At 71.4% G+C, this 23,534-nt stretch carries 20 protein-coding genes; 16 read left to right on the top strand and 4 right to left on the bottom strand.

Annotated features, from left to right (window positions below):
• The first annotated feature begins 30 nt into the window (after positions 1-30).
• From DEJ13_RS10815 to DEJ13_RS10800, 4 genes are read left to right on the top strand one after another with little or no spacing between them, the layout of a single operon-like run.
• On the top strand, positions 31-384 hold the full coding sequence (locus tag DEJ13_RS10815; protein ID WP_056126152.1) for a YraN family protein: 354 nt from the start codon (positions 31-33) through the stop codon (positions 382-384).
• On the top strand, positions 381-1,913 hold the full coding sequence (locus tag DEJ13_RS10810; protein ID WP_111107826.1) for a YifB family Mg chelatase-like AAA ATPase: 1,533 nt from the start codon (positions 381-383) through the stop codon (positions 1,911-1,913). Before DEJ13_RS10815 ends, DEJ13_RS10810 begins: the two co-directional genes overlap by 4 nt.
• Positions 1,910-3,127 carry a DNA-processing protein DprA gene (locus DEJ13_RS10805; RefSeq protein WP_258374177.1) on the top strand — a complete coding sequence of 406 codons (1,218 nt, stop codon included), beginning with the start codon at positions 1,910-1,912 and terminating at the stop codon, positions 3,125-3,127. The genes DEJ13_RS10810 and DEJ13_RS10805 overlap by 4 nt, the downstream gene beginning before the upstream one ends.
• Positions 3,128-3,160: 33 nt before the next feature.
• Positions 3,161-4,087, top strand: coding sequence for a tyrosine recombinase XerC (locus tag DEJ13_RS10800; protein ID WP_111107827.1), 927 nt, complete (start codon positions 3,161-3,163; stop codon positions 4,085-4,087).
• Positions 4,088-4,206: 119 nt separating this feature from the next.
• Here DEJ13_RS10800 and DEJ13_RS10795 read toward each other — a convergent pair whose 3' ends face one another.
• Complete coding sequence (locus tag DEJ13_RS10795; RefSeq protein WP_258374178.1) at positions 4,207-4,785, bottom strand: M23 family metallopeptidase; 579 nt, start codon at positions 4,783-4,785, stop codon at positions 4,207-4,209.
• 336 nt (positions 4,786-5,121) lie between these two features.
• Between DEJ13_RS10795 and DEJ13_RS10790 the strand changes: the two genes are divergently transcribed.
• The 10 genes from DEJ13_RS10790 (at position 5,122) to DEJ13_RS10745 (ending at position 13,928) form a co-directional block, all read left to right on the top strand.
• A complete protein-coding gene (locus DEJ13_RS10790; protein ID WP_258374179.1) occupies positions 5,122-6,564 on the top strand; it encodes a sugar porter family MFS transporter in 1,443 nt (480 codons plus the stop codon).
• Positions 6,565-6,821: 257 nt separating this feature from the next.
• Positions 6,822-7,760, top strand: coding sequence for a 30S ribosomal protein S2 (gene rpsB / locus DEJ13_RS10785; RefSeq protein ID WP_056126014.1), 939 nt, complete (start codon positions 6,822-6,824; stop codon positions 7,758-7,760).
• Positions 7,761-7,847: 87 nt separating this feature from the next.
• A complete protein-coding gene (tsf, locus tag DEJ13_RS10780; RefSeq protein ID WP_056126013.1) occupies positions 7,848-8,675 on the top strand; it encodes a translation elongation factor Ts in 828 nt (275 codons plus the stop codon).
• Positions 8,676-8,794: 119 nt separating this feature from the next.
• Positions 8,795-9,514, top strand: a complete 720-nt coding sequence (gene pyrH, locus DEJ13_RS10775; protein WP_056126010.1) for a UMP kinase — start codon at positions 8,795-8,797, stop codon at positions 9,512-9,514.
• A 45-nt stretch (positions 9,515-9,559) separates the two neighbouring features.
• On the top strand, positions 9,560-10,114 hold the full coding sequence (gene frr, locus DEJ13_RS10770) for a ribosome recycling factor (protein WP_111107828.1): 555 nt from the start codon (positions 9,560-9,562) through the stop codon (positions 10,112-10,114).
• Entirely contained in the window at positions 10,114-11,133 is a 1,020-nt protein-coding gene (locus DEJ13_RS10765) for a phosphatidate cytidylyltransferase (protein ID WP_111107829.1), read from the top strand. The genes frr and DEJ13_RS10765 overlap by 1 nt, the downstream gene beginning before the upstream one ends.
• 117 nt (positions 11,134-11,250) lie before the next feature.
• The gene (locus DEJ13_RS10760; RefSeq protein WP_111107846.1) at positions 11,251-11,799 is read left to right on the top strand and encodes a DivIVA domain-containing protein; all 549 of its coding nucleotides are present in this window, start codon (positions 11,251-11,253) and stop codon (positions 11,797-11,799) included.
• Positions 11,800-11,994: 195 nt separating this feature from the next.
• Complete coding sequence (locus DEJ13_RS10755; RefSeq protein ID WP_258374180.1) at positions 11,995-12,858, top strand: aggregation-promoting factor C-terminal-like domain-containing protein; 864 nt, start codon at positions 11,995-11,997, stop codon at positions 12,856-12,858.
• 15 nt (positions 12,859-12,873) lie between these two features.
• Positions 12,874-13,182 carry an Rv1322 family protein gene (locus DEJ13_RS10750; RefSeq protein WP_258374181.1) on the top strand — a complete coding sequence of 103 codons (309 nt, stop codon included), beginning with the start codon at positions 12,874-12,876 and terminating at the stop codon, positions 13,180-13,182.
• Positions 13,179-13,928, top strand: a complete 750-nt coding sequence (locus DEJ13_RS10745; RefSeq protein ID WP_111107830.1) for an alpha/beta hydrolase — start codon at positions 13,179-13,181, stop codon at positions 13,926-13,928. Before DEJ13_RS10750 ends, DEJ13_RS10745 begins: the two co-directional genes overlap by 4 nt.
• 90 nt (positions 13,929-14,018) lie before the next feature.
• Here DEJ13_RS10745 and DEJ13_RS10740 read toward each other — a convergent pair whose 3' ends face one another.
• Positions 14,019-15,881 (bottom strand): coiled-coil domain-containing protein, encoded by a 1,863-nt coding sequence (locus tag DEJ13_RS10740; protein WP_111107831.1) that lies wholly within the window; start codon positions 15,879-15,881, stop codon positions 14,019-14,021.
• A gap of 139 nt (positions 15,882-16,020) precedes the next feature.
• On the opposite strand from DEJ13_RS10740, the gene DEJ13_RS10735 reads away from it, so the two are divergent.
• Together DEJ13_RS10735 and DEJ13_RS10730 are read left to right on the top strand one after the other, a co-directional pair.
• Positions 16,021-17,763 carry a DUF8094 domain-containing protein gene (locus DEJ13_RS10735; protein ID WP_111107832.1) on the top strand — a complete coding sequence of 581 codons (1,743 nt, stop codon included), beginning with the start codon at positions 16,021-16,023 and terminating at the stop codon, positions 17,761-17,763.
• Positions 17,760-18,755 (top strand): tetratricopeptide repeat protein, encoded by a 996-nt coding sequence (locus DEJ13_RS10730; RefSeq protein WP_111107833.1) that lies wholly within the window; start codon positions 17,760-17,762, stop codon positions 18,753-18,755. Before DEJ13_RS10735 ends, DEJ13_RS10730 begins: the two co-directional genes overlap by 4 nt.
• Positions 18,756-18,859: 104 nt before the next feature.
• Here DEJ13_RS10730 and glgB read toward each other — a convergent pair whose 3' ends face one another.
• Together glgB and DEJ13_RS10720 are read right to left on the bottom strand one after the other, a co-directional pair.
• On the bottom strand, positions 18,860-21,514 hold the full coding sequence (gene glgB / locus DEJ13_RS10725) for a 1,4-alpha-glucan branching protein GlgB (RefSeq protein ID WP_258374182.1): 2,655 nt from the start codon (positions 21,512-21,514) through the stop codon (positions 18,860-18,862).
• A complete protein-coding gene (locus tag DEJ13_RS10720; RefSeq protein ID WP_181437118.1) occupies positions 21,511-23,511 on the bottom strand; it encodes a maltotransferase domain-containing protein in 2,001 nt (666 codons plus the stop codon). Before DEJ13_RS10720 ends, glgB begins: the two co-directional genes overlap by 4 nt.
• Positions 23,512-23,534: the final 23 nt, after the last annotated feature.

Genomic DNA, 23,534 nt, shown 5'->3' with positions numbered 1-23,534 from the left:
TCCGCCTTTCTGGTTCGCGACGCTGTGCTCATGGGAACAGCGGAATTGGGTGCGCAGGGTGAAGACATCGCTGCTGCATGGCTCGAACGACACGGGTACACGATCGTCGACCGCAACTGGCGGTGTGCTCGCGGCGAGGTCGACATCGTCGCCCGGTGCGCCGACGGTCTCGTCTTCGTCGAGGTGAAGACCCGCAGCGGGGCGACGGCTGGGCACCCGCTCGAAGCGATCACCCGGACCAAGCTCCGGCGGCTCCGGCAACTCGTGCCCGCGTGGTTCGCGGCGCACCCGGACCACGCCGCGCCGCAGATCCGGATCGACGCGATGGCCGTGCACCTGATCGGGCCTCGTGCGGTCGTCGAGCACGTCGAGGCGATCGTATGAGCGACATCGGGCGATCGGCGGCCGTCGCACTGCTCGGGGTGAGCGGGCGGCTGGTCGAGGTCGAGGCGCACCTGACCAGCCAGCTCCCCGGATTCAGCATCATCGGGCTGCCGGACACGTCCCTCGGTGAAGCGCGTGAGCGTGTCCGCTCGGCCGCGGCGAACGCGGGCTGTCCGCTGCCGGCGCGACGCATCACGGTCAACCTCACACCCGCGGCGATACCGAAGCGGGGCTCGGGCTTCGACCTGGCCATCGCGATGGCGGTGCTCGCGGCGGCCGGCACGGCCCCGCGGACCTCCGGTCGGGTCGTCTACGTGGGCGAACTCGGACTCGACGGACGCGTCCGTCCGGTCCCCGGCGTGGTCCCGATGGTGCTCGCGGCGCGTGCGGCCGGTGTCGAGCGGGTCGTCGTGCCCGTGGGCAACCTCGAAGAAGCGCTCGTCGTCCCCGGCGTGCTCGTGCACGGCGTCGACTCACTTCGCGGTGCTGCCATCGACGCCGGGGCGATGCTGCCCGCCGTCGACGTCGACCCCGTCCTGCCGACCGCCCTCGCCGACGTCCGGGTCCCCGATGCCGAGTTCGGCGACGTCCTCGGCAACGAGATCGGCGTCCGGGCGATGCTGACCGCTGCTGCCGGCGGACACCACGTGCTGTTGCTCGGGCCGCCCGGCGCGGGCAAGACGATGCTCGCCGAGCGGCTCCCCGGGCTCCTGCCCGACCTGCACTCCGAGGCGGCGCTCGAGGTCGCGGCCGTGCGTTCGGTCGCCGGTCTCGGTACTCGGTCGTGGACGACCCGCCCGCCGTGGGAAGCCCCACACCACTCCGCGTCCGCGATCGCGCTCATCGGCGGCGGCTCGGGCACGATCCGGCCGGGTGCCGTGTCCCGGGCGACGCAGGGCGTGCTGTTCCTCGACGAGGCCCCCGAGTTCCCGCGTGCGGTGCTCGATGCCCTCCGACAGCCGCTCGAGTCGGGCCGGATCACGGTGCACCGCGCCGCCGGATCGGCCGAGTTCCCGGCGCGGTGCCAGGTGGTCCTGGCCGCCAACCCCTGTCCCTGCGGCCACGCCGGCAGCAGACCCGAGCTGGGCGGACCCGTCTGCGACTGCTCGCCGACCACCGTCCGGCGCTACCTCGCGCGGATGTCCGGGCCGCTCCTCGACCGCATCGACATCCGCGTGCAGGTGCCTCGGGTGACGGCCGCGGTGATGCGGCGGTCGGCCGGGACGACCCCGACCACCGCCGAGGCGCGGGTCGTCGTCGAAGCCGCACGCGCCCGCATGACGGACCGACTCGCCGGCACCGGGTGGAGCAGGAACGCCGAGGTCACGGGTGCATGGCTCCGGGGGCCGGGTCGGGCTGAGCCCGGTGCGACGACGGCCCTGGACCGAGGCCTCGAGCTCGGCACGCTGACGATGCGCGGGTGGGACCGGGTGATGCGCCTGGCCTGGACGATCGCCGACCTCACTGCGGTCGACCGTCCGGGTGGCGATCAGGTGTCGGCGGCCCTCGGGCTGCGGAGCGGGCTGTGAGCGCCGCCGACGCCGAGGCGCTCGCGCGGGTGGCGTGGAGCGCACTCGTCGAACCGGGGGACAGCACGGCCGGTGCGCTGGTCCGGATGCTCGGCGCGGAACGGTCGCTGCGGCTCGCCACCGGGCCCGGACCGGTGCAGGCGATCCGCGACGCGTGCGCCGCCGACGTCCATGCCGACGACTCGCTGGCCGACGGGCTCGCCGACGCACTCGTCGGGGCGCTGGAGCGGTGGCGCCCGCGGTTCGCCCGAGCCGACCCGGAGCGGATCCTCGACGCGGCGACGGCGGTCGGAGCGACCCTCCTGCTGCCGGGCGACCCCGAGTGGCCGGCGGGCATGGACGACCTCGGGGAGCACGCGCCACTGGTGCTCTGGCGTCGAGGCCGGCCGCGTGGGGACCAACCGCCCGTCGTGTCGCGTCCGTGCCTGTCCGTCGTCGGTGCCCGGTCGAACACGCTCGCCGGTGCGGAAGCGTGCGCCGAGATCACCTCGGCTGCTGCGGACGCCGGGTGCACGACCGTGAGCGGGGGCGCCTACGGGATCGACGCCGTCGCACACCGGGTCGCCATCGCCGCGGGGACGCCCACGGTCGCGGTCCTCGCCGGTGGCGTCGACCAGCTCTACCCGGCGGGGCACGTCGAACTGCTCGGCAACGTGGGGCGACAGGGCATGCTGCTCGCCGAGTCCCCGCCGGGCACCCCGCCCACCCGATGGCGGTTCCTCGCACGGAACCGGTTGATCGCGGCGCTCGGGCACACCGTCGTGGTGGTCGAGGCGGCTGCGCGGTCGGGAGCGCTCAACACGGCGCACCACGCGGCGCAGCTCGGGCGCCCGGTGTTCGCAGTCCCCGGCGCCTTCTCGTCGCCAGCGTCGGTCGGGTGTCACCGGCTGGTGGCCGACGGCGTCGCGCAGCTGGCCGTATATGCCCATGACCCGGTGCGCTCCGCCGTCGCCGTCCACTGCGGCGTCGACCCCGACGACACGCCGACCACGTTGTGCTCGGCGACCGTCGACCCCGAGACGGTCCGGGTGGTCGATGCGCTGGGCCGCCGACCGATCACGGTCGTCGAGGTCGCCGAGCGCTCGGGGCTCTCCGTCGCCGCGGCCACCGACACGCTGGCGCTCGCCGAACTGCAGGGGCTCGTCGAGCGTCGCGTCGACGGCTGGGTGCTGGGTGCTGCTGGTCGTTCCGGTCCGACGGGTCGGCGCGCATGAGCGGGAGCGGTGCGGACGCCTACGCTGTCCGACATGGACCACGACGGCGGGACACTCGGCGCTGCGGTCCTCGCGTTCCTCGGACACACCGCCACCGGGCGGGGGTTCAGCGAGCAGACGGTGCGGGCGTACCGGGGCGACCTCGAGGACCTGCTCGGGTTCTGCGCCCAGCGCGGGGTCGACCGGGTCGCCGACTGCTCGCTCGACGTCCTGCGCGACTGGCTGTGGGCCGGCAGCGAGCGCGGGCTCGCGCGGTCGAGCATCGCGCGGCGATCGTCGTCAGTCCGCGCCTTCACCCGGTGGGCGACCGAGACCGGGCTCGTCACGACGGACCCCGGTGTGCGACTCCGTGCACCGAAGGGCGCGGCGCACCTGCCACGCGTCGTCTCCGAGGACCAGGTGCGGACGTTGCTCGACGGCCTGGCGGCACGTGCGAGCTCCGATGACCCGAGTGCCCTCCGGGACCTGGCGCTCGTCGAACTGCTGTACGCCGCGGCCATCCGCGTGAGCGAGCTCGTCGGCATCGACGTCGGCGACCTCGACCGTGGTCGCCTGACGGTCCGTGTGCTCGGGAAGGGCGGCAAGGAGCGCGTCGTGCCGTTCGGTGTCCCCGCGCGGGACGCCGTCGAGGGCTGGCTGGACCGGGGACGACCGGTGCTGCTCGGTCGGGCCGCCGGACCGTCGGATGCGCTCTTCCTGGGGGACCGCGGCGCCAGGCTGGGGGTCCGGAGCGCCTACCGCGTGGTCGCCCGGTTGCTGCAGGACCTGCCCGGCGAAGGGCCGAGCGGACCGCACACGTTCCGACACACCGCCGCGACGCACCTGCTCGACGGGGGAGCCGACCTGCGTGCCGTCCAGGAGCTCCTGGGGCACGCGAGTCTCGGGACGACGCAGATCTACACGCACGTGTCGTCGGCGCGTCTGCGCGAGGTCTACCGCACGGCACACCCCCGCGCCTGACGGCTCGCCCCGGTGCACACCGCTCGGCGGCTCGTGCCGGTGCTGATCGCCCCGGTGTACACCGCTCCGAGGCTCGTCCCGGTGCGGATCGCTCGATGCCTGCCCCCGCCCTCGTCGGGTCATCCAGGCCAGGCATCGTCCGGCAGGAGCACTGGCCAGGCCGCCGCGGGCAGGTACGGCGTCGGGTCGACGTACCGGTCGTCGACCCGGGCCCCGAGGTGCAGGCAGGGCGAGGTCGAGGGACAGTGCCCGACCGCGACCGTCCCGACGACGTCGCCCTGCGCCACCGGCTGGTCCTTCGGGACAGACGGCACGACAGAGTCCAGCGTGCTGACGAGTCCGCCGCCGTGGTCGATCGTCACGATGCCACGACCGGCAACGGACCCCGCGAACGCCACGACTCCGTCGTCGACGGCGACCACCGGCGTGCCCAACGCCGCGGGGACGTCGATCCCACGGTGCCCGGCGCCGTAGTCGCCGTCCGGCGCTTCCCACGGTCGCTCGACCACGCGGTCGCCCGTCGGCCACACCCACGGAGCCGCGGCACGGGCGGGGGGCCGAGCGGACACGGCAGTGCCAGCAGGGGATGCGCTACCGGGTGCTGGCATCGGTTCCCGCAGCGCCGCCGTCGCGAGCACCGGGAGAGGCAACAGCACCGCGACGAGGGACGCCGCGACGGTCAGGAGCGGTCGGGTCATGGGGCCAGCCTGGTGGGGGTGGAGCCGGCCAGGGCGGCAGGTCGGCCGACCTGTGGAGGGTGAGCCGGGCCTCCAGGATGTGGAGGGGCCACGCACCGGCACCAGGGCGTGCACGCACCGGCACCACCGCGTGCTCGCGCCGGCACCGCCGCGTGCTCGCGCCGGCACCGCGTGCGGGCACCCGCACCACCGCGGCGTTCCGCCGATGTGACCATCCGTCGATCGGGGAGTACAGTCGGGGCCGCTCCGGAACACGCAACGCCGCTCGGACGGCGAACCAGCCGACCGCCGGGGCACCGTGCCCACAGCAGCACGGCGGCAGAACCCAGGAGCATCGTGTCCAACACAGCCACCGGGCACGGCGAGGACCGTGCGTTCAAGGGGAAGGTCACCGCGTTCGCCATCGCAGCAGCGGTGGGCGGTTTCCTCTTCGGTTTCGACTCGTCCGTCATCAACGGCGCCGTCGACGCGATCAAGGGCGAGTTCGGCCTGTCCGAGGCCGCCAGCGGCTTCGCGGTCGCCTCGGCTCTGATCGGGTGCGCGTTCGGAGCGTTCTTCGCCGGGCGTCTCGCTGACCGGTTCGGTCGCACGCGCATCATGTTCTGGGCAGCGGTGCTGTTCTTCGTCTCGTCGATCGGCTCGGGCTTCGCGTTCGCCACGTGGGACTTCGTGATCTGGCGTCTGGTCGGCGGTCTCGGCATCGGCACCGCGTCGGTCATCGCGCCCGCCTACATCTCGGAGGTCTCCCCGAAGGCGATCCGTGGGCGGCTGGCCTCGTTCCAGCAGCTCGCCATCACCCTCGGCATCTTCGCCGCCCTGCTGTCCGACCAGTTCTTCGCGGTCACGGCAGGTGGCGCGTCCGAGGTCGTCGCCGGTCTGCCGGCATGGCGTTGGATGTTCCTGGTCGGCATCGTCCCGTCGATCGTCTACGGCATCCTCGCCATCACGCTGCCGGAGTCGCCGCGCTACCTGCTGGCGAAGGGCCGCACCGAGGACGCGCGTGAGGTCATGACGAAGATCGTGCCGCGCGACACGGTGAACACGAGCCTGGAGGAGATCCAGGACGGCATCAAGAAGGAAGCCAGCGAGAAGAAGGGCTCCATCCGCGGCAACCGCTTCGGTCTGCAGCCGATCGTCTGGGTGGGCATCATCCTGGCCGTGCTGCAGCAGTTCGTCGGCATCAACGTGATCTTCTACTACTCGACGACGCTCTGGCAGGCCGTGGGGTTCAAGGAGAGCGACTCGTTCCTCATCTCGACGATCACCTCCGTGGTCAACGTCGCCGTGACCTTCATCGCGATCTTCTCCGTGGACAAGCTCGGTCGGAAGCCGCTGCTGACCGCCGGTTCTGCGGGCATGTTCGTGTCGCTGCTCATGGTCGCCATCGCGTTCTCGCAGGCGACGATCGTCAACGGCTCGCCGCAGCTGCCCGGCGCCTGGGGGATCGTCGCCCTCATCTTCGCGAACCTGTTCGTCGTGTCCTTCGGCGCGACCTGGGGCCCGCTCATGTGGGTGCTGCTCGGTGAGATGTTCCCGAACCGCATCCGCGCCACCGCGCTGGGCGTCGGCTCCGCCGCGAACTGGGTCGCGAACTTCCTGGTCACGATCACGTTCCCGGTCCTGTCCGGCTTCAACCTGACGGTGACCTACGGCATCTACGCGCTGTTCGCGCTGATCTCGCTCTTCTTCGTCATCGCGAAGATCCCGGAGACGAAGGGCCGCTCGCTCGAGGAGATGGGCATCACGGCCGAAGGCGACACGGTCGACGCGAAGGCGTAGTCACCACCACGGCCAGGAGGCACGGTGCGGGTCCGACCCGCACCGTGCCTCCTTCCCGTCCTGCTAGTATCTCTGCAGCAGCGCGCTGTGCGCGCTGACTTCGCGTGTCCACGCAAAACACCCGGTCATCGGTCCCGCTCTCGAGCGGGCGGTCGCGTGTCAGGACACCAGGGACCATGACCTCCGGTCGTGGTCGACACAACCGCACCAGGTGCACGGTCATGCCGCGCGCCGAGAACAACGAAGGAGGACGGCACATGGCCGTCGTCACCATCCGCCAGCTGCTCGACAGCGGCGTCCACTTCGGACACCAGACCCGTCGGTGGAACCCGAAGGTGAAGCGATTCATCCTCGCCGAGCGCTCCGGCATCCACATCATCGACCTGCAGCAGTCGCTGGCCTACATCGACCGCGCGTACGACTTCGTCAAGGAGACGGTCTCGCACGGTGGCACGATCCTCTTCGTGGGCACCAAGAAGCAGGCGCAGGGGTCCATCGCCGAGCAGGCGACCCGCGTCGGCCAGCCGTACGTCAACCAGCGTTGGCTCGGCGGTCTGCTCACGAACTTCCAGACGGTCTCCAAGCGCCTCGCGCGCATGAAGGAGCTCGAGGAGATCGACTTCGACGACACGACGAAGGGCTTCACCAAGAAGGAGCTCCTCATCAAGAAGCGCGAGCTGGACAAGCTCCACAAGACCCTCGGCGGCATCCGCAACCTCACGCGGACCCCGAGCGCGCTCTGGATCGTCGACACCAAGAAGGAGCACCTCGCCGTCGACGAGGCGCAGAAGCTCGGGATCCCGGTCATCGGCATCCTCGACACCAACTGCGACCCCGACGAGATCGCCTACCCGATCCCGGGCAACGACGACGCGATCCGCTCGGTCGGCCTGCTGACCCGCATCATCGCCGACGCCGCTGCCGAGGGCCTCAAGACCCGCCACAACGGTGGCGACGACGACGAGGCCACCGAGCCCCTCGCCGAGTGGGAGCAGGAGCTCCTCGGTGGCGAGACCGCCGCTCCGGCCGCCACGGAGACCCCGGCCGCTGCCGCCTCCGAGACACCGGTCGAGGAGAACGACGCCGACGCACAGGTCGCCGCGAAGGAGATCGGCGAGCCGATCGCCGACGACGCGAAGAACGCGGAGCCGACGGCCGAGGCCGAGGCTGCTGCGGAGACCACCCCCGCCGAGTGAGTGTCCGAGGGCGCCGGGCCACGCGGCCCGGCGCCCTCGACGCCGCTCTCCCTCCACACACGCACAGTCCAGAAAGGACGCCAGCCAATGGCAAACTTCACCGCACAGGACGTGAAGAAGCTCCGCGAGGACCTCGGGGCCGGCATGATGGACGCGAAGAACGCGCTCGTCGAGGCCGACGGCGACTACGACAAGGCCGTCGAGCTGCTCCGCATCAAGGGCGCCAAGGCCGTCGCCAAGCGCGATGACCGCGCCACCTCCGAGGGCGTCGTCGTCGCGACCGCCGACAACGGTGCTGCCACCGTCGTCGAGCTGGCCAGCGAGACCGACTTCGTCGCGAAGAACGAGAAGTTCACCACCCTCGCCGACAAGGTCCTCGCCGCGGTCGCCGCTGCGGGTGCCACCGACGTCGCGTCGGCCAACCAGGCCCCGCTCGACGGCAAGACCGTCCTCGACGTCGTCAACGAGAACGCGGCCGCGCTCGGCGAGAAGCTCGAGGTCCGCACGGTCCGCCGTGTCGAGGGCTCGGCCTTCGAGATCTACCTGCACAAGACCAGCCAGGACCTGCCCCCGCAGATCGCCGTCGTCGTCGCGTACCAGGGTGACAACGCCGCCGAGGCCCGCTCGATCGCGCAGCACGTCGCGTTCGCGAACCCGACGTACCTGACGCGCGACGAGGTCCCGGCTGACGAGATCGCCAAGGAGCGCGCCACCGTCGAGGCGATCACGCGCGAAGAGGGCAAGCCCGAGGCCGCCCTCCCGAAGATCGTCGAGGGTCGGGTGAACGCCTACATCAAGCAGGTGTCGCTCCTCGACCAGGACTACGCGAAGGACAACAAGATCTCCGTCGCGAAGGCCGCCAGCAACGCCGGCATCACGATCCAGGGCTTCGCTCGCGTCAAGGTCGGCGCGTAACGAACCCGTGACGGGGTCAGGAACCAATCGGTTCCTGACCCCGTTTCTGCGCCCGCGGCACCACCGACCGCTCGGGCGCTAGTAGATTCCACGAGACGCACGCAACGAAGGGCGACCACATGACCGACGAGAAGACCGGGCGACGACGGGTCCTGCTGAAGCTCTCCGGAGAGGCGTTCGGCGCCGGCTCCCTGGGGGTCAACCCCGACGTGATCAGCACCATCGCGAAGGAGATCGCCATCGCCGCGCGCGACGTCGAGGTCGCCATCGTCGTGGGCGGCGGCAACTTCTTCCGCGGTGCCGAGCTCTCGCAGCGGGGCATGGACCGGGGGCGCGCCGACTACATGGGCATGCTCGGCACGGTCATGAACGCGCTCGCCCTGCAGGACTTCCTCGAGCAGGCCGGTGCAGCCACCCGCGTGCAGTCGGCGATCAGCATGACCCAGGTCGCCGAGCCGTACATCCCGCGGCGTGCTGAGCGGCACCTCGAGAAGGGCCGGGTCGTCATCTTCGGTGCCGGTGCCGGGCTGCCCTACTTCTCCACGGACACCGTCGCGGCGCAGCGTGCCCTCGAGATCGGCGCCACCGAGGTCCTCGTGGCCAAGAACGGCGTCGACGGCGTGTACTCCGCCGACCCCAAGAAGGACCCCTCGGCCGAGAAGCTCGACCACGTGACGTACCAGGACGCCCTGCTCAAGGGGCTCAAGGTCGTGGACGCCACCGCCTTCTCGCTCTGCATGGACAACGGCATGCCGATGCACGTGTTCGGCATGGAGGGCGAGGGCAACGTCCAGGCAGCCATCCGCGGTGAGCGCATCGGCACGGTCGTCAGCAACTGACACCTCGCCTGACTAGACTCGACGACGTACCGAAGGAGAACCACCGTGATCAGTGATGTCATGACCGAGGCCACCGAGAAGATGGCGAAGGCAGTCGACGTCGCGAAGGACGACTTCGCAACCGTCCGGACCGGCCGCATCAACGCCGCGCTCTTCCAGAAGATCCCCGTGGACTACTACGGTTCGCCGACGCCGCTCGCGCAGCTGGCCTCGCTCCAGACCCCCGAGGCGCGCACGCTCATCGTGACGCCCTACGACAAGACGGCACTCAAGGAGATCGAGCGGTCCATCGCGACCTTCCCGAACCTCGGTGCCAGCCCGACCAACGACGGCGAGATCGTCCGCGTGACGATCCCCGAGCTCACGCAGGACCGCCGCAAGGAGTTCGTCAAGCTCGTCCGCGGCAAGGGCGAGGACCACAAGGTCGTCATCCGCAACATCCGCCGCCGCGCGAAGGACGACCTCGAGGCACTGAAGGGCGAGGTCTCCGACGACGAGATCGCACGCAGCGACAAGGACCTCGAGGCCCTCACCAAGAAGCACGTCGACCTCATCGACGACGCGCTGAAGAAGAAGGAAGCCGAACTCCTCGAGGTCTGATGCCGCGTCGTGACGAGGGCGCAGACCGCCCCACAGCAGATGATCCCCGTCCCGCGACGAAGGGCTTGCGGCACGACTTCGACGCCCGGGCGCGTGCCGCCCGCGAGGACTTCGAGACCCAGCTCCGGCAGCGTCGCGCGTCCTTCGATGCACACCGTGCGTCGTTCGACGCCCGCAACGAGGCCCTGACGGCGCGGACCGGACGCAACCTGCCCGCGGCGATCGCGATCGCCCTGGCCTTCGCCGTGGTGATGCTCGGGTCGCTCCTCATCTTCACGCCGGTGTTCATGGTCGTCGCCGCCTTCCTGACCGGGTTCGCGGCGTACGAGCTCGCGAGTGCGATGCGCTTCGCCGGCCGTGACGTGCCGCGCATCCCGAGCGTCGCGACCGGCATCGCGATGGTCCCCGCGGCGTTCCTCGGCGGTCCTGTGCAGGTGCTCTTCACGATCCTGGGCGGCATCGTGCTGATCACCGTGTGGCGACTGGTCGAGGTCGTCGTCGCCCGGCAGAAGCCGTCGGCGGGCAACGTGTTCCGCGACCTGACGAACGGCCTCTTCGTCCAGGCCTACGTCACGTTGCTCTGCGCCTGCGTGGTCCTGCTCTCGGCCCTGCCCCGCGGCAACTTCTGGGTGGTGGGCTTCATCCTGGTCGTGGTGGCCGTCGACACCGGCGCCTACGCCACCGGGCTCAACCTCGGCAAGCACCCGATGGCGCCCCGGATCAGCCCGAAGAAGACGTGGGAAGGCTTCGCGGGGTCGGTCGCTGCCAGCATCGTCATGGGCATCCTGGTGTCCTGGTTGATGCTCGGCGAGCCCTGGTGGTTCGGCATCATCCTGGGCGTGCTCATCTCCGGGTCCGCCACGCTGGGAGACCTGACCGAGTCGATGATCAAGCGCGACCTCGGGATCAAGGACATCTCGTCGTTCCTGCCCGGACACGGCGGGTTGCTCGACCGGATCGACAGCATCCTGCCCTCGGCAGCCGTCGCCTACCTGCTGTACCTCATCGTCAACCACTGAGGATCCCGGGCGGTTCCGCCGCTGCGTGCTCCCGCGGTGTCCGCCGCTGAGTGCTCCCGCGGTCTCCGTCCCGCGCGTCCAGCTGGCGTCGATGGAGTGTCCTGGCAGAATGTCGCCGTGCCCACGACGTTCCCGACAGCTCCCCGTTCGGTCCTCGGATACGACATCGACGAGGTCGAGCGCTTCCTCGAGGACGCCCGTCGCGCCTACACGGCGAACGACAGCGCTCCGGGGATCGAAGCCGCCAAGATCCGCGCCACCGCGTTCTCGATGAAGAAGGGCGGGTACTCGACGCAGCACGTCGACGCTGCGCTCGAGCGCCTCGAGGACGCCTTCGCCACGCGCGAGCGCGAACGCGAGATCGCCGAGTCGGGTCAGAAGACCTGGTACGCCGAGGCCCGCACGAAGGCCTCGGACGTCGTCGCGCGGCTCGAGCGGCCGGACGGCCAGCGGTTCCACCGGGTGAACGTGCTCGCGACGGGGTACCACCCCAAGGACGTCGACGCGTTCACACAGCGACTGGGCGGCTACTTCCGCGACGGCAAGCCGCTCAGCCTGACCGAGGTCCGGTCGATCGTGTTCCGGCCCAAGCACGGCGGGTACCGCGAGGCCCAGGTCGACGCGCTCCTCGACGCGGTCGTCGAGGTCATGCTCGCCGTCCGCTGACCCCGTCCGCGACGCGCTGGTCGGATGCGCTTCGCTTTCCGTGATCGTTCCGTTATCCTGGTCGAACTCATGGGCAGGCACACGGCAGACATTCGATCCGACCGCGCATCCCGGCAGCAGTTCGACCACCCCGTGGTCAGCGAGCGCCGCGCGGCACAGAACCGAATCCGCACCGCGGACACCTCGGTTGCTCCGGTGAACGCATCGACCCCGGCGACAGCCGCGATCGCGACACCGGTCCCCACCCCGATCGCGCCGAAGTCGGTCGCGGCGAACCGGGTCAGCCCGGACCTCGCGCACGCCGTCCCCGCGACGCCGTCCGACCCGCGCATCGTGAAGCAGCGTCGTGCCTCGGTCCGTCCGGCGAGGTCCGCGACGGCGAAGGCCCCGGTCACGCTCAACGGCTTCATGCGACGCCGCGCGACCATCCCGGCGCTGTCCTTCTTCGCGGTGTCGCTCATGGCCGGTGGGTCGCTGTTCAACCCGCTGCAGGCCGACGTCGCCCAGGCCGCGGTGACGACCCCGGTCCTGACCAAGGCACCGGCCGCTCCGCAGCAGTTCTCCGCGCACGGTGCCTACGCCGCGTTCGACGTCTCGCGCGACGGCTACGACATCACGAAGCCCGCGCCCAAGGTGGTCGCTCCCGCCCCGGTCGTCGCCGACGACACCACGACGGACACCACGAAGACCACGTCGACGTCGACGAAGACCGCCGTCACCCCGACCAACGCGATCGCGCCGTCTGCGGCGACGCCCGACCCGGGCAGCGCCCAGGCCATCGCACAACAGCTCGTCGCCGCCCGCGGGTGGGGGAGCGACCAGTACAGCTGCCTCGTCTCCCTGTGGAACAAGGAGTCGGGCTGGCGCGTCAACGCCTACAACCCGAGCGGTGCGTACGGCATCCCGCAGGCCCTGCCCGGCAGCAAGATGGCCACGGCCGGCGCTGACTGGCAGACCAACCCGGCGACGCAGATCACCTGGGGTCTCAACTACATCTCCGGCGTCTACGGCACCCCGTGTGGGGCCTGGGGACACAGCCAGTCCTTCAACTGGTACTGATCGGCGGTCCCGCAGGTGCCGCGCAGCAACCGACCGCGGCGCCCCCGGGGTGATCGTCGCGTCGACGACGTCGAAGAGCCCGTCGGTCTCGACCGGCTGATGAGCGGGTGGAAGCGGACCGAGGTCCGTCGTGGGCGTGAGTACGCGGTGCAGCCCGTGTCCGCCGCGTCGGCGCAGAAGGAGTACGTCTGCCCCGGCTGCGGCGGCGCTGTCCTGCCCGGGGTCGCCCATGTGGTCGTGTGGCGCACCGACGGTGTCCTGGGTGACGCCGCGGACCTGGCTTCACGCCGGCACTGGCACACCCACTGCTGGAGGACCGCATGACCGACCCACGCAGCTCGGACGACGGGGAGATCCGCTCCGGCACTGTCCTGCCCGCCCGCCGGACTGACATCGAGCTCGTCACGGACGACCACCTGACCCTGGTGGGGGAGCTCGCCGAACCGCTCGAGCGTCCCGCCCGCGGCACCGTCGTGACACTGCACCCGCTGCCCACGGCGCACGGGTTCATGGACTCCCACGTCCTCAAGAAGGCGGCGTCCCGGTTGCCCGCCCTCGCTGACATCGCGGTGCTGCGGTTCAACTTCCGCTCGGTCACCTCCCCTCGTGGCACGTCCGAAGGGTCCTTCGGCGAGGGGGTCTCCGAAGGCTTCGACCTGCGCGCCGCCGTCGCCGAAGTCGCGGCCCGGGGACTCCCGACGCCGTGGCTCGTCGGCTGGTCGTTCGGCACCGAGGTCGTCCTCAAGCACGCGCTCGAGCACGTCGAGGCCGGCCGTGTCGCCGGGGTCGTGCTGCTCTCCCCGCCGCTGCACCGCACGACCGACCAGGAACTCGCCCGGTGGTCCGACTCCGGGGTCCCGGTGGTCGCCCTCGTGCCCGAGCACGACGACTTCCTGCGGCCGGACGAGGCAACCCGGCGCTTCGCCGTCGCGCCGGACATCCGGGTCGTCCCGGTGGCCGGCGCGAAGCACCTGTGGGTCGGCGAACGGTACGTCCGCATCGTGCTCGACGCGATCGCCGACCTGGTCGTCCCCGGCAGCGCCCCGCTGCCCACGCACTGGCACCGCTGACCGCCGAGGCGGGCGGCAGGGGCCTCCGGCGGCCTCCTGCGGCGCTGAGCCGGTCTGGAGGCGCGTGGAGCGCCTGCAGACCGGGCCCCGTCAGGAGTGGGTGGCGTCCACCTGGGACGGGACGTCGTCGACGACGCCGGCGGCGTGCGACAGCACGCCCCGCAGGTTCTCGAGGTAGCCGGCCACGGCATCGCGCTCGGTGCGGATCGCCGCCAGGCGGTCCTCGGCCTCGGCGATCTCCGTCGCGGTGCGTGCCTCGGCCTCGGCGACGATGCGGTGTGCGCGTTCGTTCGCCTCGGCGACGACTGCGCGCGCGTGCTCCTCGGCATCGGCCGTGCTGGTGCGCTCGAGGTCGTTCGCCGCCTGCTGCAGGCGTTCGGCGCGCTCGCGCGCATCCGCTGCACGCCGGGTGGCCTCGGCGAGCTGCAGGTTCGCCTCGTCGAGGTACTTCTGCGTCTCGGCGACGGTCTCGTGGTGCTTGCGGAGGTACTCCTGCTCGGCGTCGTCGCGGCGGTTCGCGAGCTCCGACTCGAGCGTGGTGACTGCGTCGTCGCGCTCCCGGGCGATCTCGGCGCGGACCTCGTCGCGCTCCTTCGTCAGGTCGGCACGCGCGGAGTCGATCTCCTGGCGCAGTGCCGTGCGTTCCGCTTCGAGGGTGCCCAGTTCGGCGCTGCGGCGTTCGGCGATCTCCGTGTCGACCTCGGCGTGCTCGCGTTCGCGACGAGCAGCGAGTTCGGCCTCGTGGTCCTGCGCGGCGCGCTCAGCGGCGGCGAGGGCCTCGGCCCGTTCGCGTTCGATACGTGCGACGTGTTCGTCGGTCTCGCGGGCGATGCGGGCCTCGGTCTCCTGCACCAGCCGCTCGTTCTCGATCGCGGTCTGGTCCTGCTCGACCCGCAGCTGCGCGCGGGCTGCCTCGAGCTCCTGGGCGAGGGCCACGCGGGCGGCGGCGAGTTCACGGTCCCACTCGGCCCTGGCGGCGGCGAGTTCCTCGTCGTGGACGCGCCGGCGATCGGCGAGCTCGGCGGCCAGGTCGGCGCGGCGGCCGTCCACCTCGGCCAGCAGGTCGGCGCGACCGGTCGCGAACTCGAGCTCGTGCACGCGACGGCCCTCGGCACGCTCGTGCTCCCATGCTGCGCGACCGTCGGTGATCTCCCGCTCGAGCGCTGCGCGACGGGTCTGCTCGTCGCGGTCGAGGTCCTCGACGCGCCGGGCGTGGTCGGCCTCGAAGACGGTGCGACGGTGCTCGGTCTCGCGGTCGAGGTCAGCCGCGGCCCCGCGGGCGTCGGCGGCTTCACGCTGGGCGAGTTCGCGCAGCTCGGCGACCTCGCGCTCGACCGCGGCCCGCAGTGCGTCGGTCTCGCGGATCGCGACCGAGCGGACCTCGGCGGCCTCGGTGACCGCCGCCCCGCGGATCGCCGCGGCTTCGTTGCGGGCGTCCTGCGTGTGCATGCCGGCTTCGGAGCGTGCACGTTCGACGGTGTCGGCGGACTCGGCACGGGCACGGGCGAGTTCGTTCGTGGCACGGGTGCGGGCGTCCTCGAGGGTCTCGCTGGCCTCGGAACGGGCTTCCCGCAGCGTGCGCTCGGCCTCGGCGCGGCTGGACGCACGCAGGCGCTGGGCGTCGATGTCGGCCTGGCTGATCAACCGGGTCGACTGTTCCTCGGCGACGCGCAGGGTGGACTCGAGTCGTGTGCCGAGTCCGCTGTACGTGGGGGTGCCCGCTTCGTCGAGCTCGCCCTGCATGTCCGCGACCCGGGTCTGCAGCAGCCGGATCTCCTTCGCTGCCTCGGCGCGGTCGTTGTTCGACTTGATGAGTTCGCGGCGGAGGTCGTTCAGCGCGCGGTCGACGTCGTCCTTGCGGTAGCCCCGCAGCTCGACCCCGAACTCTGCCTCGTCGTTCGCCACGTGTCGCTCCCGCTGGTCCTGCCGGACGACCCCGTGCCGTCCGCGCACCGATTGTAGTGTGCCGCGCCGAGCACCCTTCGAGGCTGTGGACAGGCGACGGGGATGCGTTCTCCAGCGTGGTTCGCGTACCCTGGGCCGTTGGTTCGCGCGCCGATTCCCCCACCCCGGCGCGGAGGGAGAGAGATCCGTGCGATTCGTCCTGGCGATCGTCGCCTTCGTCATCGGGTTGCTGCTGGTCGGCCTCGGTGTGGCGCAGCGGACCGTGTTCGCTCCACCGTCCTCGATCGTCGCGCAGACGTCCACGACCGCGAAGGCGCCGGTGACCGTGATCCCGGGCACCGTGCTCAACGCGAACCCCGGGTACCAGCGCATCAACATCTCCGGCTCCGGCTCGGTCTTCGCGGCGTACGGCAAGACGAGCGACGTCGACGCCTGGGTGGGTGACGCGGCCCACACCACGCTGCGGTACGACGCCGACAAGTCCGAGCTCGTCGGCAGGAAGACCGGCAGCGCGACCTCCGTGCCCGACCCCCGGGGCAGCGACCTCTGGTACCAGGAGTGGGACGACGCGGGGCAGTTCACCGTCCGCCTGCCCCAGGACGTCTCGATGGTCGTCGTCTCCGACGGCAAGTCGGCGGCACCGTCCGACGTCTCCGTCACCTGGCCGAGCGACACCGCGACACCCTCGGTCGGCCCCCTCATGACGGCGGGCACCGTCTTCGTGCTCGGCGGCATCGTCCTGCTGGTGTGGGCGTTCCTGCACCAGCGTCGGTCACGCGGCCCGCGTCGTCGCAGCGGCGGGACCCGGCCGCCGCGCGTGCGTGCCTCGCGCCGGGCCGCCGCAGCCGGCGCGCAGGTCCCGTCCCGGTCGCGTCGCGGCCGCCGGTCCCTCATCGCCGTCCCCGTGGTCCTGGTCGGAGCACTGTCGCTCGCCGGCTGCTCGTCCGAGTACTGGCCGCAGGGCGGGGGAGACGCCTCGGCGACCCCCACCCCGTCCGCCTCGGCCACCGGTGCCGCCGAGCAGGCCGAGCCCACCGCGGCCACCCGGCAGCAGATCAACCGTGTCGTCCAGCGCGTCGCCGAGGTCGCGACGAAGGCGGACGCCGACAAGGACGCCTCGCTCGCCGAGACCCGCTTCACCGGGCCGGCGCTCGAGCTCCGCAAGGCGAACTACCAGATCCGCGACAAGGACCAGGACGTGCAGGCACCGCCGGCGATCTCGGCGTCGGACATCTCGGTCGCGCTGCCGCAGCAGACCGACTCGTGGCCGCGCACCGTGTTCGTCGTAGCGTCGGACCCCGACGACGAGAAGACCGCCCCGCAGGCACTCACCCTGGTGCAGGAGTCCGCGCGGGACGACTACAAGGTCATGTACGACGTGTCGCTCGAAGCCGACGCCGAGCTCCCCTCGGTCGCGCCGGTCTCGATCGGTGCGGCGCAGCTGGCCTCGGACTCGAAGCTGCTCGCGCTCGCCCCGGACCAGGTCGCGACCGCCTACGGCGACATCCTGTCCAAGGACACCGACAGCGAGGACGCCGCGCTGTTCCGTTCCGACGGCGACGACCTGCGCGCGAAGATCGGCAAGGACTACAAGGACAAGAAGTCCGCGTCCCTGCCCGACACCGCCAAGATCGAGTACTCGTCCGAGTCCCCTGACGACACCGCCGTCGCACTGGCGACGAACGGTGCCGGCGCCCTGGTGTCCGTAAACCTCAACGAGATCGAGAAGGTCACGCCGACCGCCGACGGTGCCGAGGTGAACACCGAGGGTGCCGTCAAGGCCCTGTCCGGCGTCGACTCCAGCAAGAAGGGCGTGAGCGCCACCTACGGCGTGCAGCTGCTCTTCTCCGTGCCGGCCGTCGGGTCGGACGACAAGATAGTCCTGCTCGGGTTCACGCAGGGCCTGATCGCAGCGAGTGAGGTGCAATGAGCAACATCCCCCCGACCCCGTCCGGACTCCGCGGCGCTGTCGACCTGTCATCCCTGGTCGACCGAGCACAGCGACCGGCACAGCAGCAGACACCCGGAGCCGGTCCCACCGGCGCCGCGGTTCCCGGCACCGAAGGCGGTGCGGCGCTGACCGTGCCGTCGCTCGTCATCGACGTCACCGACGCCAGCTTCCAGGACGTCCTCGAGCTGTCGACCGTCGTGCCGGTCATCGTCGACATCTGGGCCGAGTGGTGCGGGCCGTGCAAGCAGCTCTCACCGGTCCTCGAGCAGCTGACTGCCGAGTACGACGGCCGTCTGGTGCTGGCCAAGGTCGACGCCGACACGAATCCGCAGCTCGTGCAGGCGTTCCAGGCGCAGTCCATCCCGACCGTGGCCGCGGTGATCGGCGGACGACCCCTCGGGCTCTTCGTCGGCGCACTGCCCGAGGCGCAGGTGCGCGACGTCTTCGAGCAGGTGCTCCAGGCCGCCGAACAGAACGGCGTGACCGGTCGTGTGGCCGTCGACGGCGCTGCCGCCCCGGACGAGACGGCCGAACAGGGCGAGCCCGAGCCCGAACCGCTCCCGCCGCACCACCAGGCCGCCTACGACGCCATCGAACAGGGCGACTACGCCACAGCGATCCAGGAGTACCGGACCGCGATCGCGCAGGACCCGCACGACCAGATGGCCGTCGCCGGACTCGCGCAGGTGTCGCTGCTCGACCGCCTGGCCGGCAGGACGGCCGACGAGATCCGCGCCGCGGCAGGCAACGGCCCCGACGACGTCGCCGCACAGCTCGCGGTGGCCGACCTCGACATCAGCGGCGGCCACGTCGAAGACGCCTTCGGGCGACTGCTCGACCTCGTGCCGACGGTCTTCGGCGAGGACCGCGAAGCGCTGCGGGTCCGGCTCGTCGAGTACTTCGAGCTCATCGGTGCCGAGGACCCGCGCGTCGTCGCGGCACGGCGACGCCTGGCGAACGCCCTGTACTGACGTCGGCGTCTCGTCGTCCGCACGGCGACGTGTGCGCACCACCTGACGAACAGAAGGCCCGGTACCAGCTGGTACCGGGCCTCCTGTCCGTCGTGAGCTCGCCGCTACTGCTGCAGCTGCAGCCAGACCGCACCGAGCGGCGGCACCACCAGGTGCGCCGACGCGGGCCGTCCGGCCCACGGGGTGTCCTCGGCCGTGACGACGCCGAGGTTGCCGACACCCGAGCCGCCGTACTCCGTCGCGTCGGTGTTGAGCACTTCGGTCCAGGACCCGGCGACCGGCAGGCCGAAGCGTCGCTCGACCGGCACACCGGAGAAGTTGACGAACACGGCCAGGCGTTCGTCGCCGGCCTTGCGCAGGAACCCGATGGTCGAGTGCGGTGCGTCGCCGCCCTCGATCCACTCGAAGCCCTCGGCCGTGGAGTCGAACGTCCACAGCGCCGGGGTGTCCCGGTAGACACGGTTGAGCTCGGCCACCAGGCGCTGCACGCCGTTGTGTCCGGGGTCGTCGGCCTGCCACCAGTCGAGACCGCGTTCCTCGGACCACTCCGCGACCTGCGCGAACTCCTGGCCCATGAAGAGCAGCTGCTTGCCGGGGTGCGCCCACATGAACGACAGGTAGGCGCGCACGTTGGCGAGCTTCTGCCACTCGTCGCCGGGCATCTTGCCGTACAGCGAGCCCTTGCCGTGCACGACCTCGTCGTGGCTGATCGGCAGCGTGAACTGCTCGCTGAACGCGTACACGAACGAGAACGTCAGCTCGTCGTGGTGGTACGAGCGGTACGCCGGGTCGCGCTGCACGTACTCGAGCGAGTCGTGCATCCAGCCCATGTTCCACTTCTGCCCGAACCCGAGTCCGCCCGCGCTGGTCGGCTGGGTGACGCCGGGCCACGACGTGCTCTCCTCGGCGATCATGACGATGCCGGGGTAGCGCTTGTAGGCGGTGGCGTTGGTCTCCTGCAGGAACGCGATCGCGTCGAGGTTCTCGCGGCCGCCGTGGATGTTCGGCAGCCAGTCGGTGCGCGAGTAGTCCAGGTACAGGATCGAGGCCACGGCGTCGACCCGCAGGCCGTCGACGTGGAACTCCTCGAGCCAGTAGAGCGCGTTGGCGACCAGGAAGTTGCGCACCTGCGGCTGCCCGAAGTCGAAGACGTAGGTGCCCCAGTCGAGCTGCTCGCCGCGTCGGGGGTCCGGGTGCTCGAACAGGGCGTGGCCGTCGAACCGGCCCAGCGCCCACTCGTCCTTCGGGAAGTGCCCGGGGACCCAGTCCATGATCACGCCGATGCCCGCGGAGTGCAGGCGGTCGATGAGGTACCGGAGGTCGTCCGGGGAACCGAAGCGGGCCGTCGGCGCGTAGTAGCCGGTGACCTGGTAGCCCCACGAACCGCCGAAGGGGTGCTCGGCGAACGGCAGGAACTCGATGTGCGTGAAGCCGAGGTACTGCACGTGCCCGATGAGCTGGTCCGCGACCTCGCGGTAGCTCAGCCCCGGACGCCAGGACCCGAGGTGGACCTCGTAGACGCTCATCGGCCGGTCGTGCGTGGTCGTCTCGGCACGCTGCTGCATCCACGCGCGGTCGCCGTCGGACCACGTGTACTCGGACCGGGTGATGACCGAGGCCGTCAGCGGGGGGACCTCGGTGCGGCGCGCGAAGGGGTCCGCACGCTCGACCCAGCCGCTGTCGGTCAGGATCTGGAACTTGTAGCGCTGGCCCACCAGTGCACCGGGGACGAACAGCTCCCAGACGCCGAGGTCGCTCAGGCGACGCATCGCGGTGGTGCGTCCCTCCCAGCCCTCGAAGTCGCCGATCACGCGCACGGCGGTCGCCCGCGGTGCCCAGACGGCGAACGCGACACCGTCGACGCCGTCGACCGTGGTGACGTGGGCCCCGAGGTGGTTCCAGAGCTGCTCGTCGCGGCCCTCGCCGAACAGGTGCAGGTCCAGTTCGCCGAGGGTCGGCGGGAACCGGTACGCGTCGTCGGTCGTCCAGGTGGCGTCGTCGGAGTCGGTCGACTCGTCGAAGTCGTAGTCGGCTTCGACCCGGTAGCGACCGAGTGACTCGGCGGTGGCCCCGGCCCAGAGGCCGTCGCCCTCGTGGGTGAGCTCGACGTCGTCGCCGTCGGGGCGGACCAGGCGGACGGCCCTGGCCAGGTGTCGGACGACGCGCACGCTGGTGCCGCCGTCGACGGGGTGCGGGCCCAGGACGTCGTGCGGCTGGGACCAGCGGGCCTCGGCGACCTGCTGTCGCAGCCACTCCTCGACCGGTGCGGGACGCGGCGCGGGCGAGTCGGGACCGGTCGGCGCAGCGGCGGTGGCCGGCGCAGCGGCGGTGGCCGGCGCGGCGGCGGTTGCCGGCGCGGCGATGGCCGGCTCTGCACTGTGTGCTCCGGCGGTCGGCGACGGCTCGGCGTCGGCGGCCGCAGCGGCTGCGTCCACGGGGGCCTCGGGCGCGACGTGGCGGGCGTGCTCGTCCACCGGAGCCGTCCGTCCGGCCATCGTGGCTGATTCCTCGACGCCACGGTCGGGTGCCTCGCGCTTCGGCAGCCGCGCGCCGGGCAGGTCCTCGCCGGGAGCCGACGTGCGCGGCTCGGTCCGAGCCGGTTCAGCGGCGGGTGCCGGACGCGCGGGCACGGGCCGCGGAACCGGTGCCGCGGGGCGCGCCGACACGGGCGGGGGCGGCGGCTGGACCGGCGGAACGCTCGGCCCCTGCCCGCGGTCCCGGGGTTCGGTCCGGTCGGCCTCGTTGGGGTCGGTGGTCATCGGTGTGGTCCTTCCACGACGAGCAGGTGCACGGGCTCCTGGAAGGCATCCAGGCGCACGTAGTTGGACGAACCCCACACCCAGCGCTGCCCGGTCACGACGTCGCGGACGTCGAACGCCTGCTCCGGGTCGAGGCCGAGGGCGGCGAGGTCGAGGTGCACAGTCGTCTCACGGGCAGAGTGGGGGTCGACGTTCGCGACGACGATCACGGTGTCGTCGCGACCGGAGCGGACGAACCGCCCGGGCAGGTGCTTCGAGTAGACGACGATCGCGCCGTCCTCAGCGTCGTGCACGTGCAGGTTGCGGAGCTGTCGGAGGGCGGGGTGCGCTGACCGGAAGCGGTTGAGCATCGTGACGTACGGCGCCAGGCTGGCACCCTCGGCCTCGGCCAGGGCGAAGTCGCGCGGCTTGTACTCGAACTTCTCGTTGTCGATGTTCTCTTCGGACCCCGGGCGGGCGACGTCCTCGAAGAGTTCGTAGCCGGAGTACATGCCCCACGTCGGCGCCCCCGTCGCGGCGAGCGCCGCACGCACCTTGTAGCCGGCTCGGCCGCCGAACTGCAGGAACTCGGTGAGGATGTCCGGCGTGTTCACGAACAGGTTCGGGCGGAGGTAGTCGCTCGTCTCGTGGCTGAGTTCCTCGAAGTAGTCGGTGATCTCGTCCTTCGTGTTGCGCCACGTGAAGTACGAGTACGACTGCTGGAAGCCCGCCTCGGCCAGGGCCCGCATCATCGCCGGGCGGGTGAACGCCTCGGCGAGGAAGACCGTGTCCGGGTGCTCGTCGCGGACCTCGCGGATGACCCGCTCCCAGAACCACAGCGGCTTGGTGTGCGGGTTGTCGACGCGGAAGATCCGGATGCCGAACGCGATCCAGTGCCGCAGCACCCGCTCGACCTCGGCGACCAGGCCCTCGGGGTCGGTGTCGAACTGGATCGGGTAGATGTCCTGGTACAGCTTCGGCGGGTTCTCGGCAGTGGCGATCGAGCCGTCGGCGCGGACCGTGAACCACTCCGGGTGCTCCGTCACCCACGGGTGGTCGGGGGAGCACTGCAGCGCGAAGTCGAGCGCGACCTCCATCCCCGTGTTCTTCGCCGTCTCGACGAAGTCGCGGAAGTCGTCCTCGGTGCCGAGGTCGGGGTGGATGGCGTCGTGTCCGCCGTCCTCGGAGCCGATCGCCCACGGGCTGCCCGGGTCGTTCGGGCCGGCGTCGAGGGTGTTGTTCGGGCCCTTGCGCGCGGTGTGCCCGATCGGGTGGATCGGCGGCAGGTAGACGACGTCGAAGCCCATGCGGGCGACACCAGGCAGGCGGCGGGCGGCGCTGCGGAAGTCGCCGCTCTTCCACGAGCCGTCGGGGTTGCGCTTGGCGCCTTCGCTGCGGGGGAAGAACTCGTACCAGGAGCCGACACCGGCGCGGGTGCGCTCGACGTCGAGCAGCTGCACGGCGGAGTGCGTGCGGAGCGAGGTGAGCGGCGCTTCCTCGACCTCGGCGGCGATGCGCGGGTCGTCGACCGCGGCGAGCCGTTCGGCGGGGTCGAGGTCCTGGTCGCGGACGCGTGCCGCCGCACGGGTGGCAGCGGGGGAGTCGGTCGCGTCGGCGAGCCGGTCGAGCAGGGCCGCACCGTCGAGCAGCGTCGCCTGCAGGTCGACGCCGGCGGCGACCTTGAGCCGGGCGGCGCGGAGCCACGTCGTCCAGTCGTCGGAATACGCCTCGACGTGCCACGCCCACACGCCGACGTGGTCGACCTGCACGGTCGCCTCGTAGCGGTCGGTCCCCGCGGCGACCAGGGTGAGCGGCACCGTGCGGGTGCCCCCGTCTGGTCGTTCGAGGACGACGTCGGCGCCGATCACGCCGTGCCCTTCGCGGAAGACGGTCGCACCGAACGTGATCACCTCGCCGTCGAAGGCCTTGCCCGGGAAGCCGTTGGGCGTCCTGGGGGAGAGTTCGGTGATCGGGATGCGCCCGATCTTCGGACGCCGGGGTCGTTCTGCGGTGGCCACGGACCAGACGCTACCCGGAAGGG

The organism is Curtobacterium sp. MCLR17_007, from assembly GCF_003234655.2.
Lineage (GTDB): Bacteria > Actinomycetota > Actinomycetes > Actinomycetales > Microbacteriaceae > Curtobacterium.
The sequence above is the reverse complement of the archived record's forward strand: the minus strand, read 5'-3'. Positions and strand labels throughout refer to the sequence as shown.